This is a genomic window from Methylobacterium sp. Ger2507 (assembly GCF_055231875.1).
In genome coordinates, this window is sequence record NZ_JBUYVC010000001.1 from 2,488,913 (window position 1) to 2,510,001 (window position 21,089).

At 70.1% G+C, this 21,089-nt stretch carries 19 protein-coding genes; 13 read left to right on the top strand and 6 right to left on the bottom strand.

Going from position 1 to position 21,089, the window contains the following annotated elements; all coding sequences use genetic code 11:
• Positions 1-12 precede the first annotated feature (12 nt).
• The 4 genes from ACV7NL_RS11540 to ACV7NL_RS11555 are packed head-to-tail and all read left to right on the top strand — an operon-like array spanning position 13 to position 4,932.
• The gene (locus ACV7NL_RS11540) at positions 13-1,176 is read left to right on the top strand and encodes a molybdopterin-binding protein (protein WP_463355740.1); all 1,164 of its coding nucleotides are present in this window, start codon (positions 13-15) and stop codon (positions 1,174-1,176) included.
• Entirely contained in the window at positions 1,176-3,149 is a 1,974-nt protein-coding gene (locus ACV7NL_RS11545; protein WP_463357108.1) for a molybdopterin biosynthesis protein, read from the top strand. The genes ACV7NL_RS11540 and ACV7NL_RS11545 overlap by 1 nt, the downstream gene beginning before the upstream one ends.
• The gene (gene mobB, locus ACV7NL_RS11550) at positions 3,146-3,691 is read left to right on the top strand and encodes a molybdopterin-guanine dinucleotide biosynthesis protein B (RefSeq protein ID WP_463355741.1); all 546 of its coding nucleotides are present in this window, start codon (positions 3,146-3,148) and stop codon (positions 3,689-3,691) included. The genes ACV7NL_RS11545 and mobB overlap by 4 nt, the downstream gene beginning before the upstream one ends.
• Positions 3,679-4,932 (top strand): molybdopterin molybdotransferase MoeA, encoded by a 1,254-nt coding sequence (locus tag ACV7NL_RS11555; RefSeq protein ID WP_463355742.1) that lies wholly within the window; start codon positions 3,679-3,681, stop codon positions 4,930-4,932. Before mobB ends, ACV7NL_RS11555 begins: the two co-directional genes overlap by 13 nt.
• Here the strand turns inward: ACV7NL_RS11555 and ACV7NL_RS11560 are convergent.
• Positions 4,908-5,888, bottom strand: coding sequence for a substrate-binding domain-containing protein (locus ACV7NL_RS11560; protein ID WP_463355743.1), 981 nt, complete (start codon positions 5,886-5,888; stop codon positions 4,908-4,910). The genes ACV7NL_RS11555 and ACV7NL_RS11560 overlap by 25 nt on opposite strands.
• Before the next feature lie 73 nt (positions 5,889-5,961).
• Here ACV7NL_RS11560 and ACV7NL_RS11565 point away from each other — a divergent pair, with 73 nt between their 5' ends.
• The 3 genes from ACV7NL_RS11565 to ACV7NL_RS11575 are packed head-to-tail and all read left to right on the top strand — an operon-like array spanning position 5,962 to position 8,175.
• Positions 5,962-6,657: an ABC transporter permease gene (locus ACV7NL_RS11565; protein WP_463355744.1), complete on the top strand. Its 696-nt coding sequence runs from the start codon at positions 5,962-5,964 to the stop codon at positions 6,655-6,657.
• A gap of 4 nt (positions 6,658-6,661) precedes the next feature.
• Positions 6,662-7,378, top strand: a complete 717-nt coding sequence (locus ACV7NL_RS11570; RefSeq protein WP_463355745.1) for an ATP-binding cassette domain-containing protein — start codon at positions 6,662-6,664, stop codon at positions 7,376-7,378.
• Entirely contained in the window at positions 7,351-8,175 is an 825-nt protein-coding gene (locus ACV7NL_RS11575; protein WP_463355746.1) for an ABC transporter substrate-binding protein, read from the top strand. The genes ACV7NL_RS11570 and ACV7NL_RS11575 overlap by 28 nt, the downstream gene beginning before the upstream one ends.
• Positions 8,176-8,209: 34 nt before the next feature.
• Here ACV7NL_RS11575 and ACV7NL_RS11580 read toward each other — a convergent pair whose 3' ends face one another.
• Together ACV7NL_RS11580 and ACV7NL_RS11585 are read right to left on the bottom strand one after the other, a co-directional pair.
• Positions 8,210-8,455, bottom strand: coding sequence for a hypothetical protein (locus tag ACV7NL_RS11580; RefSeq protein ID WP_463355747.1), 246 nt, complete (start codon positions 8,453-8,455; stop codon positions 8,210-8,212).
• 20 nt (positions 8,456-8,475) lie between these two features.
• Positions 8,476-9,117, bottom strand: a complete 642-nt coding sequence (locus tag ACV7NL_RS11585; RefSeq protein WP_463355748.1) for a PRC-barrel domain-containing protein — start codon at positions 9,115-9,117, stop codon at positions 8,476-8,478.
• 151 nt (positions 9,118-9,268) lie between these two features.
• On the opposite strand from ACV7NL_RS11585, the gene ACV7NL_RS11590 reads away from it, so the two are divergent.
• From ACV7NL_RS11590 to ACV7NL_RS11605, 4 genes are all read left to right on the top strand, one after another.
• Positions 9,269-10,657 (top strand): Wadjet anti-phage system protein JetA family protein, encoded by a 1,389-nt coding sequence (locus ACV7NL_RS11590; protein WP_463355749.1) that lies wholly within the window; start codon positions 9,269-9,271, stop codon positions 10,655-10,657.
• 234 nt (positions 10,658-10,891) lie between these two features.
• Complete coding sequence (locus ACV7NL_RS11595) at positions 10,892-11,161, top strand: hypothetical protein (protein WP_056186340.1); 270 nt, start codon at positions 10,892-10,894, stop codon at positions 11,159-11,161.
• Between the two features lie 124 nt (positions 11,162-11,285).
• Positions 11,286-11,936 carry a DUF4194 domain-containing protein gene (locus ACV7NL_RS11600; RefSeq protein WP_056186337.1) on the top strand — a complete coding sequence of 217 codons (651 nt, stop codon included), beginning with the start codon at positions 11,286-11,288 and terminating at the stop codon, positions 11,934-11,936.
• A gap of 198 nt (positions 11,937-12,134) precedes the next feature.
• Positions 12,135-15,590 (top strand): SbcC/MukB-like Walker B domain-containing protein, encoded by a 3,456-nt coding sequence (locus tag ACV7NL_RS11605; RefSeq protein WP_463355750.1) that lies wholly within the window; start codon positions 12,135-12,137, stop codon positions 15,588-15,590.
• Between the two features lie 14 nt (positions 15,591-15,604).
• On the opposite strand, the gene ACV7NL_RS11610 is transcribed toward ACV7NL_RS11605, so the two are convergent.
• The gene (locus tag ACV7NL_RS11610) at positions 15,605-16,078 is read right to left on the bottom strand and encodes a cupin domain-containing protein (RefSeq protein ID WP_463355751.1); all 474 of its coding nucleotides are present in this window, start codon (positions 16,076-16,078) and stop codon (positions 15,605-15,607) included.
• Positions 16,079-16,630: 552 nt separating this feature from the next.
• Between ACV7NL_RS11610 and ACV7NL_RS11615 the strand changes: the two genes are divergently transcribed.
• Together ACV7NL_RS11615 and ACV7NL_RS11620 are read left to right on the top strand one after the other, a co-directional pair.
• Positions 16,631-17,002 (top strand): response regulator, encoded by a 372-nt coding sequence (locus ACV7NL_RS11615; protein ID WP_463355752.1) that lies wholly within the window; start codon positions 16,631-16,633, stop codon positions 17,000-17,002.
• 1 nt (position 17,003) lies between these two features.
• A complete protein-coding gene (locus tag ACV7NL_RS11620) occupies positions 17,004-17,801 on the top strand; it encodes a Crp/Fnr family transcriptional regulator (RefSeq protein WP_463355753.1) in 798 nt (265 codons plus the stop codon).
• 58 nt (positions 17,802-17,859) lie between these two features.
• On the opposite strand, the gene ACV7NL_RS11625 is transcribed toward ACV7NL_RS11620, so the two are convergent.
• Complete coding sequence (locus ACV7NL_RS11625; RefSeq protein ID WP_463355754.1) at positions 17,860-18,063, bottom strand: ribosome modulation factor; 204 nt, start codon at positions 18,061-18,063, stop codon at positions 17,860-17,862.
• A 157-nt stretch (positions 18,064-18,220) separates the two neighbouring features.
• Entirely contained in the window at positions 18,221-20,650 is a 2,430-nt protein-coding gene (locus ACV7NL_RS11630; protein ID WP_463355755.1) for a PAS domain S-box protein, read from the bottom strand.
• Positions 20,651-21,089: the final 439 nt, after the last annotated feature.

The window sequence follows — 21,089 nt, forward strand, 5'->3', positions numbered from 1 at the left end:
ATCGCTCGGGACATGATCGCTCACGCCCGCAGCGCCATCGAGACGGAGGTCGATCCGGCCGCATCGGATCACGGGTCGCCCCCGCACCGCGCCGCCTCCGCGGCCCTGATGCCGCTCGACGAGGCCGTGCAGCAGCTGACGGCGAACCTGGTCCCGATCCCGCCCGAGGCGGTCCCGCTCGGCGAGTCCCTTGGCGGCATCAGCGCGGCTGACCTCGAAGCGCCGCGAGCTTATCCCGCCCAACCGACCGCGCTCCGCGACGGATGGGCTGTGCGCGCCGAGGCGATCGTCGGCGCCTCTCCGTACGCGCCGATTCCCGCTCCCCATCCCCTGATCTGGGTCGAGGCCGGCGCCGGGATGCCAGAGGGCCTCGACACGATCCTGTCGCCCGAAGCGATCGAGGGCGACGTCGTGGTGGCGGATGCCCCGGCCGGTGCAGGTGTCCGCCGGGCGGGCGAGGAGATCGCATCGGGTGCGCGTCTCCTTTCCGTCGGAGACCGGATCACGGCCCTGAACCGGCTCGCGCTGCAGGCGGCCGGATTCGCGAGCGTAGCCCTGCGCCGGCCCCGCTTGAGCCTGATCGTTGTCCGGGCTGCCGAAGCCGACTCCCTGTCGCCGCTGCTCGCGACCCTGGCCGCCCGGGCGGGTGCCAGCATCGACGCCGTAATCGCAGCCGACACGCCGGAGGCCATCGCCGATGCGCTGCGTCAGCAGACCGGCGATGCCATCCTGGTTCTCGGCGGCACCGGCTTCGGCCGCCAGGATCACAGCGCGGCCGGCCTGTCCCGCGCGGGGAAGGTCCAGGCCCACGGCATCGCCCTGAAGCCTGGGGAGACGGCCGGATTCGGCACGGTCGGCGACCGGCCGGTCCTGCTTCTGCCCGGGCGGCCCGACGCGGCACTCGCCGCCTTCCTGGCGCTTGCCCGGCCGCTGATCGAAGCTCTGTCCGGGGCATCGCCGGACACGCCGGCTGTCCTTCCGACCCTCCGCAAGATCGCTTCGACCATCGGTCTCAGCGAGGTCATCTATGCCCGACGCAGGCCCGACGGCTTCCTGCCGCTGGGCAGCAGCGACCTGCCGCTCCACAGCCTGATCCAGGCCGATGCGGCAATTCTCGTCGGACCCGAATCCGAAGGCGTTCCGGCCGGCCAATCCCTCACGGGGCTCGCCCTATGATGCGGGCGGCGTCCAACGAGGCGTTTCTCGACAGGCTGGCCAGGGCCGCACGTCAGGAACAATTCCTCACCGTGGTCAGCCGCGAAGAGGCCTTGGAGCGATTCCGCGCTGCCGTACCGCATGCCCCCCTCGGGTCCGAGACCGTCGCGCTGGGGGAGGCCGTCGGGCGCGTCCTGGCCGCCGACATCGCCTCGCCCATCGACGTGCCCCCCTTCGATCGCGCCTTGGTCGACGGCTTCGCCGTGCGGGCCTCCGACACCGAAGGGGCCGGCGAAGCCCATCCGCGCCGCCTGTCCCTCAATCGCGAGATCCTGGCTTGCGGCGTGGCGCCGGCCCTGGCGGTGGCGCCCGGCACGGCCACGCCGATCGCCACCGGCGGCGTCGTTCCCCGCGGCGCCGACGCCGTCGTCATGGTGGAGCAGACCGAGTTCCAGCCCGACAGCCTCGCGATCGACCTCGCCTTTGCGGCGCGGCCCGGCCAGTTCATCGGCTATGCCGGGGCCGACATGGCCTCGGGCGAGACCGTCCTGCGCCGAGGTCTGACGGTGACGGCACGCGAGATCGGGATGCTGGCCGCCTGCGGCCTGGCATCGATCGACGTGGTTCGGCGGCCGCGCGTGGCGGTGCTCTCCACCGGCGACGAATTGGTTCCCCCCGGCCAGCCCCTGTCGCCGGGCGCGATCTACGATTCCAACGGGCCGATCGTCGCCGCGACAATCATCGAGAACGGCGGAGTGGTGCGCCCGCTCGGAATCGTCCGCGACGACGAGGTCGCTCTGGAAGCGGCGCTGCGCACCGCCATGGCGGACTGCGACGTCGTGGTCCTGTCGGGCGGCACCTCCAAGGGCGCCGGCGACGTCTCACACCGCATCCTCCAGCGTCTCGGCGAACCCGGCATCCTCGTCCACGGGGTGGCGCTGAAGCCCGGCAAGCCGCTCTGCCTCGCGGTGGCGGAGGGCACCCCGATCGTGGTGCTTCCGGGCTTCCCGACTTCGGCGATGTTCACCTTCCACGACTTCGTGGTGCCGCTGGTGCGAGCCATGGCGGGGCTGCCCCCGCGCGAAGAGGCCAGCGTGGCGGCAATCCTGCCCCAGCGCGTCGCCTCCGAGCGCGGACGCACCGAATTCGTCATGACCGCGTTGTCCGAAACCGAGGCCGGCCTGCGCGCCCTGCCGCTGCCGAAGGGGTCCGGCTCGGTGACGGCCTTCTCCCAGGCCGACGGATTCTTCGCCATTCCCGCCGCCCGCTCCGGCCTGGAAGCCGGCGAGGCCGTCACAATCACGCGTCTCGGCGCCGGCATCCGCCCGCCCGACCTCACCATCATCGGCAGCCATTGCGTCGGCCTCGACCGGGTCGTCGGCCGGCTCGCCGCGGGCGGCTATCGGGCTCGTACCCTGTGGGTCGGCTCCGCCGGTGGTCTCGCCGCCCTCGGCCGGGGCGAATGCGACCTCGCGGCGATGCACCTCCTCGACCCCGAGTCCGGCACCTACAACCGGCCCTTCCTGGGGCCGGGCATGATCCTGGCCGAGGGCTGGGGGCGCCTGCAGGGCGTGGTCTTCCGGCCCGGTCATCCCCTGTTCGCGGACCGCTCGGCCGCCGAGGCCGTGGCGGCGGCGCTGGCCGAGCCCGAGATGGTCATGGTCAACCGCAACACGGGGTCCGGGACGCGGGCCCTGGTCGAGGGACTTCTGGCGGGCGCCCGGCCACCGGGCTTCTGGAACCAGCCGCGCTCACACAACGCCGTCGCGGCGGCGGTGGCGCAGGGACGAGCCGATTGGGGCGTCGCCATCGCGACGGTCGCCCGGGCCTACGGCCTCGGTTTCCTGCCGCTGGCCGACGAGCGCTATGATTTTGCCTACCGGGCCGAGCACGCCGCCCGGCCGGCCTTGGCCGCCTTCCTGGCCTGTCTCCGCGAGCCGGAGACGCGGGCCCTCCTCAGCGAGGCCGGGTTCTCGCCCGCGGAACCCGCGTGACGCCCGCCCGGGTCATCGGTCTCGCCGGGTGGAGCGGCGCGGGCAAGACCACGCTACTGTCCCGCCTGATCCCGGTTGTGGTCGCGCGTGGGATCAAGGTCGCCACCATCAAGCACGCGCATCACGCCTTCGACGTGGACCGGCCTGGCAAGGATTCCTACGTTCACCGCGAGGCCGGAGCCTCGGAGGTCATTGTGTCCTCGGCGCGGCGCTGGGTCCAGATGCATGAGATCGGGGAAGCGGCAGAAGCGCGGCTCTCCGACTTGCTGCGCCGGCTCTCGCCCTGCAATCTCGTCATCGTGGAAGGTTTCAAGCGCGAGGCCCACGCCAAGCTCGAGGTCCACCGCGTGGCCAACGGCCAGCCGCCGATGCACCCGCACGATCCCCGCATCCTCGCCGTGGCGAGCGATCGGGCATTTCCCGAGGCGTCCATCCCGGTGGTCGACCTCGACGCGATCGATCGGATCGCCGATCTGGTCCTGGCCTTGGCCGAACCGATGCCGGCGGCGCTGGCGCGCCTGGAGGAGTCATGGCCCAGCTGACCGACGACTGCTTCGCCTTCGGTGGCGCGCTGATGCGCATCGAGGACGCCGTGGCGCTGATCGGCGAGCGCCTCCCGGTGCTGGCCGGCACCGAATGGCTGCCCCTGGGGCAGGCGGATGGGCGGGTCGCGGCCGAGGACGTCACCGCCCTGCACGATGTGCCGCCCTTTCCGAACTCCGCCGTGGACGGCTATGCGGTGCGGCATGCCGACCTGAGCCCCGACGGCGCGACGCGGCTTCCGGTGCGGGGGCGGCTTCCGGCCGGGGCCTCGCCCGAGGCCGTCGCGCCCGAAGGCGGCGCGATCCGGATCTTCACCGGCGCGCCGATGCCGCCCGGGGCCGACACGGTGTTCATGCAGGAGGACGTCCAGCGCGAGGGCGATGCCGTGATCCTGCCCGCCGGCCTGAAGCGCGGAGCCAATGCCCGCGCGGCGGGTGAGGATATCGCCCAGGGGACCTGCGCGGTTCCGGCCGGACGGCGCCTGCGTCCGCAGGACCTGGCCCTGGCGGCAGCCTCCGGTCACGACAGGATCGCCGTGCGGACGCGCCTGCGCGTGGCCCTGTTTTCAACCGGCGACGAACTCACCGAGCCGGGACGGCCGCTGCCGCCCGGAGCGATCCACGATTCCAATCGGGTGATGCTCGCGACCCTGCTCACCCGCCTCGGCGCGGAGGTGGCGGATCTCGGCATCCTGCGCGACGAACCCGCGGTGCTGGCCTCCCGGCTCCGCCAGGCAGCGCGGGATCATCACCTGATCCTGACCTCCGGCGGCGTCTCCACGGGGGAGGAGGACCATGTCAAGGCAGCGGTCGAGGCCGTCGGTTCGCTGATGTTCTGGCGCCTCGCCATCAAGCCCGGCCGGCCGGTGGCGATGGGCGTCGTGGACGGTACCCCGTTCGTCGGGCTGCCGGGCAATCCCGGCGCGGTCTACGTGACCCTGCTCTTCGTGGTGCGCCCGCTCCTCGCCCGGCTGGGGGGCGCCGTCGATCCGCCGACGATCGGCCAGCCCGTCCGGGCGGCCTTCAGCTATAAGAAGAAGGCCGGTCGGCGGGAATTCGTGCGCGTCAGCGTGGCGCTGGCGCCCGACGCCGTGCTGGAGGCGGCCAAGTACCCACGCGAGGGCGCGGGCGTCCTCTCCTCCCTGACCGAAAGCGACGGGCTGGTCGAACTGGCCGACGCGGTCACCGCCGTCGCGCCGGGCGACATCCTGACCTTCTATCCACACGCCACGCTCTGGTAGCCGAGGGTGGTGTCGGCAGCCCGTGCCGCCTCCGCGTGCAGGCTGGACAGCGCCGCGGCGTCGCCGGTGATGCGGGCCGCGAGGTAGTAGGTCTCCCAGCCAACCGACCGGAACGCGAGGCCGAAGCGCGCGGCAATCGCCGGCGTGCCCATGCCGACATCGGCCGCGCCCGTGGCGATCAGCGCAGCCACCGCCTGATGGGTAAACTCTTCCGTCTCCGCACCGAGGATCGCGCCGGGTTCCAACCCGGACTCGGCGCAGAGCCGCTCGAACCAGATCCGGGTCCCCGCGCCGCGCTGGCGGTTGACGAAGCGCAGGCGCAGGCGGGCGATGTCGCTCACGGACGCGACCGCGTGCGGATTGCCGGGTGGAAGCATCAAGCCCTGCTCGCGCCGGAACAGCGGCCAGACAGTCAATTCTGAATCCCGGAACAGCGCGTCGAACGGCGCCGGCGCCGGCCCCTCGGAACCGTAATGGAAGCCGGCCGCATCCGCCGTTCCGGACCGCAGATGCGCCAGGGCGTCGAGGCTTCCGGCGACCGCGAGCGTGACGTCGGACCGCTCCGCGATGATCCCGAGCAGCAGCGGATCGTGGCTCGCGGCCAGCCGGAGCGTGACGGGCTTTGGCGTCTCGATCGCTTGAAGTGCCTGCTCCAGCCGCCGTGCCTCGGCGTCAAGCACAGGCTCGAGCCGCGCATAGGTTGCCGATAGGGCGGCGTGCAGGGCGCGGCCATAGGGTGTCAGCGTGGTGCCGTGCCCTTTGGTCTTGACCGCGATAGGTTTGCCCAGAGCCGCCTCGATGGCGGCCACCCGGCTCCAGGCCGAGCGGTAGGAAATCCCGAGCGTTCGCGCCGCGCTCAGCAGCGACGCCGATCCTACCAGAGCGTCCAGGACCGCGAAGGTCGATCGGAGCGCAAGGTTACGCCACGTCCCATCGGCCTCCAGATCGATCCGCATCGGCAAGGTCTTTCCTATTGATCTTTCGGTCCTCTCCGTATCATCCCCGAACCTTCCCTGCAGCCCGGTCCCGATGCTTCAGACTCTTCAGGAGACGATCTCGCGTCTGACGACCCTCGATCGCGACGTCTTCGCGATCGCCTGGCTATCCCTGCGCGTCAGTCTCACGGCGGTGGCCATCGGGCTCTGCGTCGGCATTCCCCTGGGGGCGGTCCTGGCAGTGTCCAGCTTTCCAGGTCGGTCGATCCTGGTCGGACTCCTGAACGCCTTCATGGGTTTGCCGCCGGTGATCGTCGGCCTGGTGCTCTACCTCGTCCTGTCGCGTTCGGGGCCTCTGGGAAGTTTCGGGCTGCTGTTCACCCCGGGCGCCATGGTGGCGGCGCAGGCCGTTCTGGCGACGCCCCTGGTCGCGGCGCTCAGCCGGCAGGTCGTGGCCGATGCCGAAGCGCATCTCGGTGACCAGCTCCGCTCCCTCGGGCTGTCGGCACCGCGCCGCGCCCTTGCGCTCATCCACGACACCCGCTTCTCCCTCGTGACGACGGCACTGGCCGCCTTCGGGCGGGCGATCTCGGAGATCGGCGCGGTTCTGGTGGTGGGCGGCAACATCGACGGGCACACCCGGACGATGACCACGGCGATTTCGCTGGAGACCCAGAAGGGCGATCTCAGCCTCGCGCTCGCCCTCGGGCTGGTGCTGATCGCCCTCGTCGTCCTGGTCAACGCCGTGGCGGCGATCCTGCGCGGCTACGCGCTCCGGGCCTATGGTTGAGCCGATGCCCGCCCTTGACCTCGACGGCCTCGTGCTGACCCGCAACGGCACCCGCATCCTGGACGGCCTCGATGCCCGCATTCCGGCTGCCGGCATCACCGCGCTGATCGGCCCGAACGGCGCCGGCAAGAGCGCTACCCTGCGGATCATCGACGGCCTGCTGCGTCCCGATGCCGGGTCGGTGCGGATCGTAAGCCAGGAGCCGGTCCGCCGCGCGCACCTGTTCCAGCGGCCGGCCCTGCTGCGGGCGAGCGCGCGGGCCAACGTCGCCCTGGCGCTGGTCCCCCTCGGCCTGTCCCGGACCGAGCGTGCGGCCCGCGCCCACGCCGCCCTGGTGCGGGTCGGGCTCGGCCACCGGGCCGACGCGCCGGCGACGCGCCTGTCCGGCGGCGAGCAGCAGCGGCTGGCCCTCGCCCGCGCCTGGGCGGTCACGCCCGACCTGCTGCTCGCCGACGAGCCCACCGCCAATCTCGACCCAGGGGCCACGGAGCTGGTGGAGGGGCTGATCGCCGACATGGCGCGGCAGGGCGCCAAGGTGGTGCTCGTGTCCCACAACCTCGGGCAGGTCATGCGGCTCACCGCCAACGTCGTGGTGCTCGCGCGCGGCCGTGCCGTCGAGCAGGGCCCGACCCGCGCACTCCTCACATCACCCCAGGCCCCCGAAACGCGGGCCTACATCACCGGAGAACTTCCTTGGACATCCTTCGCCGCGGCCTCGTAACCTTCGGCCTCCTGTTCGCCCTCGGCGGCGCCTCCGGCGTTCGGGCCGAGCCGGCCTCGATCGTCGTCGCCTCAACCACCTCCACCGAGCAGTCCGGCCTGTTCAAGCACCTGCTGCCGCTGTTCGAGGCCAAGTCCGGCATCGCCGTGAAGGTGGTCGCCCTCGGCACCGGCCAGGCCCTCGACGCGGCCCGGCGCGGCGATGCCGATGTGGTGCTGGTCCACGACCGGCCTGCCGAGGAGAAGTTTCTGGCGGAGGGGTTCGCCACCCGGCGCTGGGACGTGATGTACAACGATTTCGTCCTGATCGGGCCGAAGTCCGATCCGGCGGGCGTGCGCGGTGGCGATGTCGTGGCGGCCTTCGGCAAGCTCGCGACCGCGAAGGCGCCCTTCGTCTCGCGGGGCGACCGTTCTGGCACCCACAGCGCCGAGCTGCGGACCTGGAAGGATGCGGGAATCGATCTCCCGGCGGTCAAGGGCGACTGGTACCGCGACATCGGCCAGGGCATGGGTCCGGCCCTGAACACCGCCTCGGCCCTGAATGCCTACCTGCTGGCCGATCGCGGAACCTGGCTCTCGTTCAAGAACCGGGGCGACCTCACCATCCTGGTCGAGGGCGATAAGCGCCTGTTCAACCCCTACGGCGTCATGCTGGTCAATCCGGCCAAGCATCCGGGCGTCAAGGCGAAGGAGGGTCAGGCCTTCATCGACTGGCTCGTTTCGCAGGACGGGCAGGCGGCCATCGCCAGCTACAAGATCGACGGCAAGCCGCTGTTCTTCCCGAATGCCGGGCCGTAGCACGCGGCGGCGACGCCGCGCGCGACGGATCCGGTCAGCGGACGTTGCCGGATTGGCGGCGCCGGGCGACGTACCAGATGCCGAGGGCGATGACCGCGATCACCAGGCTCAGCCAGATCCAGTTGAAATCCGTGGCCGCCGCATTGGCGGCCGTGGAGTTCGAGCCGGCGGGCCCGTTTTCCGGGATCGGCGGCGCCGGGTTGGTCTGCTGGGCGAGTGCGCCACCGAGAGTGATCGTCCACAGCGCAACGGTCGTCGTCAAGGTGCGGATCTGGGTCATCGCTGTCTCCTCGCGTCCTGCTACTTCTCGGCCGTGCGGGCGGCGCCGTACTGGTACGCCGGCGCAGCGGTGAGTTCGGCCTTGGTCATGCGGACCTCCGCCTCGATCGGGACGCCGCCGGCCAGGACGGTGGCCCGACCCGCGGTCGGCTTCTTGGTCTCGTCGATGGTCCCGGTGGCGGGGTTGACCTGATCGGTGTGCTTGTTCTGGACCGATCCGAGCACTTCGCGAGTGGTGTCGGCCCCCGGCATGGTCTCGGGCTGGACCTTGGCCGCAGCCGCGGCGCTCGGGGCCGTCTCGGGGGTCGTCACCGAGGTCGCCCCGGAGGTGAGCGGCACATCCTTCATGTTCCAGCCAACCTTATCGAATGGCACCGCCACGAGCTTCTCGCCGATGCCGAGGAAGCCCCCGACCCCGATGATGACTGCTTCGACCCGACCCCCGTCGCCGATGAGGACGTCGTCGATCGAGCCGACGCGGACGTGATCCATCCCGACCACCGGAAGCCCGATGATCTTGGAGCCGCGCAGGCCGCCCAGCCGAGGCTGCGCGGCCCCCGCGCCCTCCGCGGCCGGCTGCGCATGCGCGCCGCTCCCGGACAGTGCCGGGATCGCCAGCAGGGACAGGGCGAGGAGCAGGGCGCTCCGGCGTTGGGTAGGCATCGCAGACTCCACGAAAGCAGGTGGCCTCGCAGGAACGCGGACGACCGGTTGACAACGCGGCGGCGCGGACGGGAGTTCAGGGACCGCGAGCCGCACCGCGTCCGGGAATTGACTCTCCGCGCCGGTCAGGGCTGATCTGTCCCGGCCTGCCATGCTGTTCACGCACCTTTCCGACGACCTGTTCAAGCCGCTTGCCTCGCCGAGCCGGGCCTTCAACGCGGCCCTGCTGCTGCACCTGCACGCCCGCGTCTTCGGCGACACCGCCGAGCCCCTGCGCAAGAGCGAACTCCTGGGCGCGATCGGCGACTTCGCGGCGGATTTCGTCGACCGGGAGATCGACGACGAGGCCGTGACGCCGGTCGAGCCGAATGAACGCCGCTCCGTGGTCTACCGGCGGCTCCTCGATGCCGGATGGCTGGTCGAGCGGCGCGAGCGCTACGTTCCGGTGGTCGAATTCGACCCCGAGGCCCGGATGGTGATCGACGAACTCGCGCGCCTCGACCGGGGCGAGCGGCGCTCCTACGGCGGCGCCGTGCTCGACGTTCTGGGGAGCTTGGAAAGCGCCATCGCCAACCCGGCCGAGCGTTCCGAGGCCCTGGTCAACGCGGCGAAATCGGCTCGCACGTTCCTCAGCCACCTGCGCAGCCTCGCCGGGTCGATGCGCAAGAGCGAGGAACGCATCCTGCGCGAGGCGGACCAGGGCACCGCCCTGCGGCTCTACTTCGAGGAGTTCGTGGCACGGCACCTCGTCAGCGATTACCGGACGCTGCACACCCGTTTCAATCCGTTCCGCTTCCGGTCCGGAATCGTGCGCGAGGCGGGCCGCGCCCTGCGCGATCCACTGACCCTGCGGGCGCTGACGGATGCGGGCCTGCGCGAGGGGCGGGCACCCGACCGGGACAGTGCCGAGCGGGCGGTCCGCAGCGACCTCGCCGAAATCCTGGCGATCTTCGAAGGGCTCGACCGGCATCTCGATGCCGTCGGCGATATCGTGGCCCGGCTCGAACGCCGCATCGCCGCGACCCTGCGCTACCTCGATCATCGCGATTCCGACCGCATCGAGCGGACCGCCGCCGCCCTGCGGGCGGTCGCCGGGAGCGACGACGTCCTCACCGGACTGCCCGACCCGCAGGTCTCGCTCTTTCGTCCGCCGATCGGGGAGCCGCATTGCTACGCCCCACGCCTGCGCCGGGCACCCATCGAATCCGAGCCCCTGCCGGAGATCGAGATCGACCCCGTCGTCGAAGCCTTCATCGCCGCCAAAGACGCCTTTCGCGAGCGCGTCGCAGTCACCCCGGAACGGGTGGTGGCGTTCATCGAGGGACGGCTCGGCCCCGAACGCGCCATTCGGGGCTCGCAGATTCGGATCGCGGACGTGGACGACTTCGTGGTATTCCAGCGCCTGCGCGAGATCGACGTCCTGTTCGACGGCACGCTGCGGTGCCGCTACCGGTTGTCCCGCGTCGAGGGCCGCGTCTCGAATGGCTGGCTCGACTGCCCGGATTTCCTGCTCGAACGCGGGCCGGCGTTGCGACGGTAATCAGATCAGGTCCAGCCCCGGGTCGGACCTCTGTTTGATCCGATCAATCTTCGCGGTCTTCGAAAAACGTGTCGATTGTTCATCGCGTTACATTCCGGCTCGTTAGCGCTGGATGTTTAATCCCGGCCCTTGGCAAAATTCTGGGTCGGGTTCATGCTCCCGTGGATTTCGTGCCCAAGACGCGAAACCAAGATGCGAAGCGCAGAAGATGAAAGATTGCGGGAGCGATCGCCCATGACCACCGCCAAATGCCTGATCAAATCCGCCTGGATCGCCGCCGAAGTCGGGCGTGAGCGTTGCGAACGGGTTCTCGTGGTCGAGACCTACATCGCGGTCAGCCCGCTGGAGCCGAACTACGATCCGGCCCGTTACGAGGCTATCGTGGCCGAGGTGCAGCGCGTGCTGGCGGCTAACCCGTCCCTCGACCGCGCGTCCATCCTCAGCATGCATCGCGACACGGCCTGCCTCTCGCTCTTCCGCGCGACGCCGGCCGTCGCCGCCTGACGGGCTCGCCCGCCCCGACCCGCGTACCCATGGCGGACGGGCCGCGGAGACGGTAGAGACTGCGTCCGGCGTGGGGCGCCTTTCCGCGGCCGCGCCGGTCCGACCCGCGCGCCCGAGACCCGCCATGCTCGAACCCTTTCGCGCCATCCTGGATGGCGAGGACCCTCCGCCGCCCGGCGCCCGTGCGCCCTCCGAGGAGGAGCTGACGCGCGCGCTGCAGGTGCTGCTGAAGAGCCAGTGCGTCTATGCCGGCACGCCCGGCATCGGCCGCTCCTACGAGCTCGCACGCCACTACGCGCCCTTCTTCCAAGCCTATTTCGCCTGCCTCGGCTACGGCTTCGAGGTGATGCATCGCGACCAGATGGTATGTCTGCGGGTGCCGCCCGAGGGCATCCGCCACGATGCGCAGGCCGAGCGCCTGCGCAAGGACGAGACCCTCGTGCTGCTCGCCCTGCGCCTCGCCTACGAGGAGGGCCTTCGCGCGCACCGGGTCACCACCGACGGGGTGGTCGAGTGCACCACCGACGACATCGTCGAATCGATCCGCACCGCCACGCGCAGCGACCCGCCCGAGGAGGCTCGCCTCACCGAAATCCTGCGGCTGTTCGCGCGCAAGGGTGCGCTGCGGCTGGGCGAGCGCGACAAGATCGAGAAGATCACCCCCCTGATGGTCCTGCCCGGCATTGCCGTTCTGTCACCCGACGCCTGGATGGACCAGGTTCGCGCCTGGGGTGCCGCGCGGGGCGACGACGAGGGCGGACCGGCGCAGGACTGACCGAACAGGACTGACGGAACAGCTCCGGATGCGCCTTGACCCGAAGCCGCGGCGTCACGCGGCCGGAGGGACGACGCGGCAGCGAGGCCCGGAGACGGCCGCGCATCCCCAGGCCGGGGCCGGCACCGGCTTGCATCCGGGGCGGCATGCGTCCATGCCGGGACACTCATTTCAGCCCTGGGACAACCTGCACCGGCCGTGTATCGCCTCACCGACATCGTCCTCTCGAACTGGTACCTGATCCGCCGCGAGCAGATCCGGATCCGGGGCGCGGCTGCGCTGGTGGGTCCGACGGGCGCCGGCAAGTCGACGATCTTCGATGCGGTCGGCACGGTGCTGGCCGGCAACAACGCCAGCCGCCTCGCCCTTAACGCCTCGGCCTCCGGGCGCAGTGCGCGGACGGTGCGGGACTATTGCCTGGGCTGGATCAGCGATCCGGCCGAGGGCGGCCGCCCGACGCGGGAAGCCTGCGAGACGCTGATCGTCCTGGTGTTCGAGAACGAGACCACCGGCCGGGTCGTCTCGGCCGGTCTCGCCCTGGCGGCGCGGGCCGAGGACAGCCGCGAGACCACGCTGTCGCGCTTCGTCCATGTGGGCCACCGCTTCGAGATCGCGGATTACGTGCGCGAGGCGCCCGGCGGCAGCTTCGTAGCGCCCTGGGCCGAGATCGCCAAGGATCTGCGCACGCGCGGCGAGACCTTCGACGAGTACCGGGCCTCCGGCGAGCGCTTCACCGCCGAACTGCTCGGGATGCTGCGCGAGGGCGCGGCGGTGCCCGAGCCGCGCCATTTCCTGCGCACCTTCTCCAATGCCGTCGCGTTCAAGCCGATCTTCGATTCCTCGGCCTTCGTGCGCTCCTTCGTGCTCGAACCCGAGCCCCTGGACGTCGCGCGCATCCGGCAATCGGTCGAGACCTGGCGCCGCCTCCTCGAGACGATCGAGGAACTGGAACGCCGGCTGTCGCACCTCGCCCGCATCCTCGGGCGCTACGAGACCTGGGCCGAGGCGAGCCTTGCGGCGTCCCTCGGCGAGTTGCGGGCCGCCGATGCCGATCTGCGCCGCCGCATCCTCGATCACGGCACGGCGCGTTCGGCCCTGAAGGATGTCGCCGAACGCCTGCGCATCGCCCGCGAAAGCGTCGCCACCAGCCAGGGCTTCGTGCGCGAGATCGATGGCGAGATCGCGGGCAAGAAGGCGCTGCTGGCCGGGACCGCCGCCGAGGGACGGCTGGCCGCTTCGAATGCCGGGCTCGCCATGCTGGCGCGCGACCGGCGCGACCTCGCTGCCCGTGTCGGCGAGCTGGTCGGGATCGTCCTCGATGCCGGCAAGCTCACGGTGATCATCGGCGAGATCCGGAAGGTCTCGCCGGAGGCCGCGCGCCTGGTGGAGGCCTGCGCCCGGTCCGGCCTGCGCCGGGAGGCGAACCCGGAGGAGACGCTGCGCTCGGACGGGCCGCTGGCCGCCCTCGTCGGCGGCCTCGCCGGGATGCCTGAGATCACGGCGCCGCTGGAACGGTCCGCGGAGGACGCGGCGCTTCGCGCCCGCGCCCTGGAGAACGAGGCCCAGACCCGCGCGCCGGCGCCGAGCACGGGTGGGCGGGGCGCGGCACCGCGGCTGTCGTCGGACGTCGCCGCCTTCCGCGAAGAGCTCGGCCGGCTCGGCATCGTGGCGACGCCGGTCTGCGAGTTGGCCGAGATCACCGATCCGAAATGGGGGCAAGCCCTCGAAGGCCTCCTGGGCGGCGCCCGCGAGGCCCTGGTGGTGCAGCCGGACCGCCTCAACGAGGCGTTCGGCCTTCTCGAAGCGCGCAAGAGCCAGTTCTATCGCTGCCTCCTGGTGAAGACCACGGATACCGCCCGCCGCCGGGGCGGGCGCGACGACGAGGGACCGCTGGCGCTGATCGAGACGGCGGACCCGCACGCGCAGGCCTTCCTCGGAGCGCGACTCGGGGGCTACGACCTCGCCCCGAACGATGCGGCCCTCGCCCATATGAGCCGCGCTGTCGCGCCAAGCGGGCGATCGACCTCCGGCATGGCCTACTCGGTGGTGCGCCCGGTCCAGCTGATGATGACCCGGGGCCATCGCGGGCCGACCGCCGAAAGCCGCCAGGATTGGGAGCAGGCGGTTGCCGAGGCCCGCCGGGCCCGGGCGGAGGCCGACGTCCTGCGCGAGGCCGCGCGGATTGCCGCCGCTCTGACGCGTCGCCTGTCCGAAACGAATCTCGACCTCGCCGAACTGCGCGCCGAGGCGGACGCGCTCGAGGGCCGCCGCCGGAGCCTGACGACGGAGCGGGACAGCGTCGAGCGGGCCGAGACCGGCGTGCTGGAGGCGGAATTGGCCGAACTCGCTAAGGAACGCTCGGCCTATCTCACCGAACTGGTCCAGGTGCTGGAGCCGAAACGCGATCTGCTCCTCGGCGAAGAGGCCGGCCTGAAGGCCAAGGTGGCGACGAGCCGCGAAGCGGCCCGCGCCGCGCTCCAGGCCCGCCGGACCGCGTATCAGCGCTGGACCGGGGGCGATTCGATGCGCATCCGGCTAGTCCGGCCCGAGGGCTTCGACCCGGCCGCGCTGGCCACTCTCCGGGCCGAGCGGGCCGAACTCGATTCGAAGGCCCTCGGGAGCCTTGCCAATGCCGCCCGCGCGCGCGCCCGGGACGCGGCGGAGACCGCGCGGACGCAGGGGCGCGCCGCCGAGCGCGATCTCGCCGAGTATTGCGTGCAGTGGCGGGTCGAGAACCCCCTCGGCACCGGCGATGCCCCCGCCTCCTTCGGCTATGGCTGGGCCAAGCGCGCCCACGACGAGGTCGCGGGCCACGAGCTGCGGCGCTACCGCGACCAGGCGCGGCGGGCGGAGAGCGAGATGCGCCGCCTGATGATCGAGGATCTGCTGACCCGCCTCGCCGACAAGTTCGAGCGGGTGCGCGCCCGCCTCGACGCCCTGAACGAGCGCCTGTCGAGCCAGACCTTCACGGGCCAGACCTACGCCTTCGAGGCGGAGGTGGACCGGCGCTACGCCGCCGTCCACGCCCTGGCGACCGAGGTGGCGCGCTCGCCGGATGCCGCGCAGGCGATCCTGCCCAACGAGGACGGCACCATCCCGGAAGGCCCGCTCTCCACCGCCATCGACGAGATCACGGCCCTGATCGCCGGGGACGAGAGCGCGACGCGGCTGGCCGATTACCGCAACTACTTCGTCTATGAGATCGGCATGCGCGACCGGGCGGGCAACCGCACCACCATGTCGAATCGGGCGCTGCGCGGCTCGGGCGGCGAGGCCCAGGCGCCGTTCTACGTGGCCATCGCGGCCTCGCTCGCCTCCGCCTATTATCCCGGCGACCGGCCTGGCGACGAGAATCCCGGCCTCGGCCTGTGCCTGCTCGACGAGGCCTTCTCCAAGCTCGACGTGCGCAACAGCCAGGCGCTGGTCGATCTCTATCAGGCCTGGGGTCTGCAACTCCTGATCGCCGCGCCCGAGGACAAGCGCACGACCCTGACCGAGGTGATGGACACCATCGTCACGGTCTACAAGAGCCCCGACCTCACCTCCGTGCGGATCGAGGCCGAGCACCCGCTGGAAGCGGCCAAACGCGCGCTGGCGGCGATCAACCCCGAGCGCCAGGGTATCGAGGGGTTCCGGGTCGACGCTGCCGAGTAGGGCAGGGTGCTGCGCTACCAGAGCGGCTCCGGCCCGTACCAGGTGAAGTGCTTCTTCACCGGCTCAATGACGTCCCAGGTGCCGGAGAAGCCCGCTGGCGTCACGAAGGCATCGCCCGCCCGATAGGTTCGGGCCGTCCCGTCCGCATCCGTCACCGTCACCACGCCCTCGATGAGCTGGATGAACTCGGCCCGGCCGAAGTCGATGCGGAACTTGCCCGGCTCGCAGGTCCAGATTCCGGCCGCGAACAGGTCGTCCGGGCTCCTGTAGATGTAGGTCGCGGTCTGCTGCGGCTTGCCCGACAGGATGCAGGCGCGCTCCGGCCAATAGGGCGTCGCGGCCGGCTGGACGGCCGGAAAATCATAGGTCGAGCGGGTCGGCCCCTCGCGCAGGGGCGGCGGCGACGGGATCCTTCGGAAAGACGGCAGAGCACCGAGCAACGCCATCACGGGCATGGCGAAGGTGTGAATCAGGCGCGCAATTTCCATCGATACCATCCCGCGCTGTCGCGTTTCGTCAACCAAGATGATGGTCTACGAGGCAACCAGCGGTGCGCAAGTTCAATGATCCAGTCCTGCACCGATCCCTCGCGCGATCGTTAAGCAACGGTTCTGAAGAACGTCTCCATCGTCCGCTCGTCGGACCGGAATTCCAGCACCGACGACCGAAATCGCACCCATGACTGCCGCGTCGCCGAAGACCGACATGCCGATGTCCGGACGGAGGGCGGCAGCGACGCCGTTCTGGGGTCGATCAACGCGATCCGCAGCGTCACTGAGTGCGCGGCCCGGTGTTTCCGCCAGACATGGCCGACGTGGCAGACATGGCAGACACGGCAAGCAGCCAACGCGCAAAAGCGCGCCGAAATCGATCCCTTCATAACTGCAACAAATGTTTGTCGGGTACCAAACATTTCTCCGCTGCGTGGAATTACACCAATTGGTAAGACCGACTTCACTTGCACAAGAGATCGATTAGCGCTCTATTTCAGCGGCTGGATGAATAGAGTCCAACGACCTCTGAGACCGAGGGCCGCCGCGATGGATACGAATCGAACGCTGCTGGTACTGCTGACGGAGAACAATGCGCTGGTCGGGATCGACCTGTGCGAAGCACTGGTGGAGGCGGGCTATCGCGTGGTCGGGCCGGTGGCGACGGTGGCGGAGACCGAGGCGCTCCTGGCAAACCAGGCCATCGATCTCGCGATCATCGAGCCCTTCCTGCGGGATGGCGATTGCACGGACACCATGAGGCAACTCCGCCGGCGCGGCGTCCCGTTCGTCGTGCACGCCTCGTGCGGTCGCGACGATCCCCTGGCCCTGGGCTTCACCGACGCGCCCTGGCTCACCAATCCTGCGGTTCCCCGAGATGTCGTCATCACGCTCGGTGACATCGCGTTCGGGAGTTCCTGAGATGGCGCCTCACTTTGGCAGCCAGCCGGCGGGGGAGTGGACCTTCACCCTCACGCCGGACGTATCGGTCAACCCGCTCATCCGGAAACTCGAATGCTTCGCGCACCTGTCGGGGGAGGACCGTAGCGCCCTGTTCCGCCTGATCGCGAATGGGCGGGATTATCCGGCCCAGGCCGACATCCTCCGCGAGGGCGAGCCGGCGGACGGCATCCTTATCGTCCTCAAAGGCTTCGCCTGCCGAAACCAGTTTCGCCAGACCGGCGCGCGCCAGATCACCGCGTATCTGGTTCCGGGGGATCACTGCCATCTGGAAGCCGAACTCGTCAGCCGAATGGACCACACGGTCAGTGCGTTGTCGGCCTGCCGCATCGCCCGAATTCCCGCGGACGCCTTGCGGGCCGCGACCCGCCAGCATCCTACCCTGCGCAAGGCCCTGCGGCGGAGCGATCGAGTCGACGAGGCCACGCTGCGCGAATGGATCGTCAATATCGGGTGCCGCTCGGCCATCGAGCGCATCGCACATCTGTTCTGCGAACTGCACCTCCGACTGTCGAGCGTCGGCCTCACGACCGGGATGACCTGCGACTTGCCCCTGACGCAATCCGAAATCGCGGTGACGGTCGGGCTGTCGAACGTGCACGTCAACCGCTCGCTCCAGGCCTTGCGGCGACAGCGGCTCATCGCCCTCTCGGGCAAACGGCTGACGATCCTCGATTGGACCCGCCTCACGGACCTGGCGGAGTTCAATCCGGCCTATCTGAACCTCGGCCAGATCGGGCAGATCGGCCACGACATCTGAGGCGGCTTCCGCCTGAACGACGCGGAAGCCACGGCGGGCAAGCCCGCGGGTCGGAGCCTCAGCCCCTCTGCGCGGATTGGGGATCGATGGTGCCGGTCTCGCTTTCCAGACGGTCGTCCGAGGCTTCGTCGAAGGCCTGCATCCAGGCCTCGCGATCCGGGCTTCCCTCCGCATAGGGGCAGCTTTCCCGCTGCTTGCCGTAGAGTCGGGCATTGCGGCCCTTGATGAAGGGGCTGTCGCTGGCGGTCGCGCCGTCGCTCATGTCTCGATTCCTCATCCTGTGTCCCGGCATGGGCACCCCCGCCGGGTTCCAGGGATCAACCCGGAGGCGCCGTCGCGGTTCACCGCTGCGGCGCCGGGGCAGGCAGCCGCGAGCGGATGCGGGCCGAGCGCACTCGAGGAGGAGATCCAGGCCCAGCTCAGCCTTCGCGAACGGACGCCCCGCGCAGCTCCACCGCCCGTCGTAGACTGCGCGACAGATCCTCCACCGAGTAGGGCTTGCGCAGCAACTCGAAGCCGTGGGTCCCCTGTTCGGCGATGACGTGGCTGTAGCCGGACGCGAGCACCACCGGCAGGCCGGAGTGCCGGGCGCGGATGGCCTGGCCGAGATCGATGCCGTTCATCCCGGGCATGACCACGTCGGAGAACACCACGTCGAAGGGCGCGGGCGCTTGCCCGAGCGCCTGAAGCGCCTGCTCCGCATCGGTCACCCAGCGGGTCGCGTAACCGAGTTCCTGGAGTGCCTGGGTCGCGAAAGCCCCGACTTCGAGGTTGTCCTCGACCACCAGAACCCGCGTGCCGTGACCATCGGCCAGAGGAGCGGGTTCGGGAAGCGCCGCCTGGGTCACCATCGCGCCGCGCACCCGCGGGAGATAGAGCGTGAAGGTGGTGCCGTGGCCGAGTTCGCTCTCCACCACCACCTCGCCACCGGATTGCTTGGCGAATCCGAACACCTGGGACAGGCCGAGCCCGGTGCCTTGGCCGACGCCCTTCGTTGTGAAGAACGGCTCGAAGATCCGCTCCAGCACGTCGGGTGGAATGCCGGAGCCGGTGTCGGACACCGAGACCGCCACGTAATCGCCGCGTATCCGGGGATGGGCGCGGACCGCTGGGATCGCGAGGGCACGGCTGACCCGGATCCCTAGGCGACCCTCGCCGTCCATGGCGTCGCGGGCATTGACCACCATGTTGACGAGGGCCGTGTCGAACTGGCTCGGATCGGCATCGACGAGGCAGGTGAGCGGCGCTCCGTCGGGGGCATGGCCGGGGTCGACCTTGGTCTGGACCTGGATGCGCGCCCCTGTCAGCGTCCCGACCATGTCCGCGACGGAGGCGACGCTGCGGGCGACGTCGAACACCTCCGGACTCAGGGCCTGCCGCCGGGCGAAGGCCAGAAGCTGGCCCGTCAGCTTGGCAGCGCGCGACACCGTATCGGAAATCGCGCCGATGTAGCGCTGACGCCGCTCCTCCGGCAGATCGGGCCGTTTCAAGAGATCGGTGGAGGACTTGATGACCGTCAGGAGATTGTTGAAGTCGTGGGCGACACCGCCGGTGAGCTGTCCGACCGCTTCGAGCTTCTGCGACTGTCGCAGCTGATCCTCGAGAATCTTGCGCTCGGTGACGTCGCGCCCGGCGGCGTAGAAGTGATCACCTTGCGGGATCGCATTCCAGGACACCCAACGCACATCCCCATCCGCCGTCCGCATGCGGACGTCGAGATTGTCGAGGATGCCGCCCTCTGTCAGGCGCGCGAACGCCGCACTGGCCGCCGCAACATCGTCGGGATGAAGGAACCCATCGAAGCGGGAGCCGACCAGCGCGTCCGCCGGCCAGCCCAGCATCTCGGTCCAGGCCGGATTCACGGAGCGGTAGATGCCGTCGAACCCGCAGATCACCAGGAGATCGCGGCTGGCGCGCCAGACCAAGTCGCGCTCGGTCGTGCGGTCCCGGGCCGTGGCGCGCAGGACCGTTTCCGCCTCCCGTCGCTCGGTGATGTCGTTGAACAGGATCGCGACGCGATGCTGCACCGGTTCGCCGACGCGCAGGGCGTGAACGTCGAACCAGCGACCGAGTGAGACGGCACCGCTCTCGAACCGCGCCGGCCGCCCCGTGAGCGCGACGTCGCCGTAGGTTTCGAGCCACCGCGGCTCCAGGCCGGGAATCACGTCGCTGACCCATTCGCCGATGACGTCGCCGAGCCCGGCTTGGCGCTCGAACGCCGGATTCACTTCGAGGAACCGGTAGTCGACCGGACGACCGTCCGAATCGAACCGCATTTCGACGATGCAGAACCCCGCATCGATCGCATCGAACAGGGTCCGGTAGCGGGCCTCGCTCTCGGCGAAACGGCCCTCCTCGGTGCGGAAGCGGGTGACGTCGAGCTGACTGGCGAAGAAGTAGAGCAGCTGGCCGTCCGCGTCGAAGACGGGACTGACGTAGAGTTCGTTCCGGAAGGCGCTTCCGTCGCGATGGTAGTTGACGATCTCCACCACCACGTCCCGCCGCGCCGCGATGGCGTCCCGAACGCGAGCGACCTCGGCCCGGTCGGTCCCCTCTCCCTGGAGGAAGCGACAATTGCGTCCGAGGAGTTCGTCGGCCTCGTAGCCACACAGATCCTGGAAGGCCCGATTGGCGAAGACGATCGGATTGTCGGGCTGATTGGGGTCCGTGATGATCATCGGCATGCGGGTCTTCTCCGCAGCTGTGAACAGCAGGTCCGGACTGGCGGCCGAGGTCCGCTGCCCGGAATCGGGCCTGCGGGTCATCGCGTCGCGTTGGGCTCGGAGCTGAGCGATCTCGGCCTCGAGTTCTCGTTCTCTCAGGCGAAGGCGTTCGAGCGCGTCATCCATATCGGTCCGTTCTGTCCCAAACCGGCCTGCCCCAAACCGGTCTACCCCGAGCTGGGGCACCCCGGCGAAAAATCCCGCTCGTGAAGAAATGCTGGGCGCACGCAGGAATCCGCGTCGCGCTCTGCCGGCCTCTCAGGCGCTTCGCGCTCGGTAGTTCCCTATCCGAAGCCCGCCATCCGAAAGCCTGCCATCCGAAGCTTGCCTATCCGACGTCCGGCAGGGCGTCGATGCCTTCGAACGCGTGATCGCCTGCACCGGTTCGCTCACGCCAAGCATTTCGGAACCGGCACCGTGACGGGCGCTTTACCAGGGGCCTGTCGGTAAGCCGGCTTCCGGCCGGGAACGAAACCATCCTCGGAACGAAAGTCGGGACTGTGGATTGCGTCTGAAACCCCGGATCGCCCTGCAGCCACAGGCTGTTACGGGTGGACCGTGCACA

Excerpts from the sequence above, each read along its gene's own strand:
- ACV7NL_RS11540 (WP_463355740.1), top strand. The coding sequence starts at position 13 with ATGATCGCTCACGCCCGCAGCGCCATCGAGACGGAGGTCGATCCGGCC.
- ACV7NL_RS11560 (WP_463355743.1), bottom strand. The coding sequence starts at position 5,888 with ATGCGGATCGATCTGGAGGCCGATGGGACGTGGCGTAACCTTGCGCTC.
- ACV7NL_RS11570 (WP_463355745.1), top strand. The coding sequence starts at position 6,662 with ATGCCCGCCCTTGACCTCGACGGCCTCGTGCTGACCCGCAACGGCACC.
- ACV7NL_RS11580 (WP_463355747.1), bottom strand. The coding sequence starts at position 8,455 with ATGACCCAGATCCGCACCTTGACGACGACCGTTGCGCTGTGGACGATC.
- ACV7NL_RS11595 (WP_056186340.1), top strand. The coding sequence starts at position 10,892 with ATGACCACCGCCAAATGCCTGATCAAATCCGCCTGGATCGCCGCCGAA.
- ACV7NL_RS11625 (WP_463355754.1), bottom strand. The coding sequence starts at position 18,063 with ATGAGCGACGGCGCGACCGCCAGCGACAGCCCCTTCATCAAGGGCCGC.
- ACV7NL_RS11545 (WP_463357108.1), top strand. The coding sequence starts at position 1,176 with ATGCGGGCGGCGTCCAACGAGGCGTTTCTCGACAGGCTGGCCAGGGCC.
- ACV7NL_RS11555 (WP_463355742.1), top strand. The coding sequence starts at position 3,679 with ATGGCCCAGCTGACCGACGACTGCTTCGCCTTCGGTGGCGCGCTGATG.
- ACV7NL_RS11600 (WP_056186337.1), top strand. The coding sequence starts at position 11,286 with ATGCTCGAACCCTTTCGCGCCATCCTGGATGGCGAGGACCCTCCGCCG.
- ACV7NL_RS11620 (WP_463355753.1), top strand. The coding sequence starts at position 17,004 with ATGGCGCCTCACTTTGGCAGCCAGCCGGCGGGGGAGTGGACCTTCACC.
- ACV7NL_RS11615 (WP_463355752.1), top strand. The coding sequence starts at position 16,631 with ATGGATACGAATCGAACGCTGCTGGTACTGCTGACGGAGAACAATGCG.
- ACV7NL_RS11610 (WP_463355751.1), bottom strand. The coding sequence starts at position 16,078 with ATGGAAATTGCGCGCCTGATTCACACCTTCGCCATGCCCGTGATGGCG.
- ACV7NL_RS11585 (WP_463355748.1), bottom strand. The coding sequence starts at position 9,117 with ATGCCTACCCAACGCCGGAGCGCCCTGCTCCTCGCCCTGTCCCTGCTG.
- ACV7NL_RS11565 (WP_463355744.1), top strand. The coding sequence starts at position 5,962 with ATGCTTCAGACTCTTCAGGAGACGATCTCGCGTCTGACGACCCTCGAT.
- ACV7NL_RS11630 (WP_463355755.1), bottom strand. The coding sequence starts at position 20,650 with ATGGATGACGCGCTCGAACGCCTTCGCCTGAGAGAACGAGAACTCGAG.
- ACV7NL_RS11590 (WP_463355749.1), top strand. The coding sequence starts at position 9,269 with ATGCTGTTCACGCACCTTTCCGACGACCTGTTCAAGCCGCTTGCCTCG.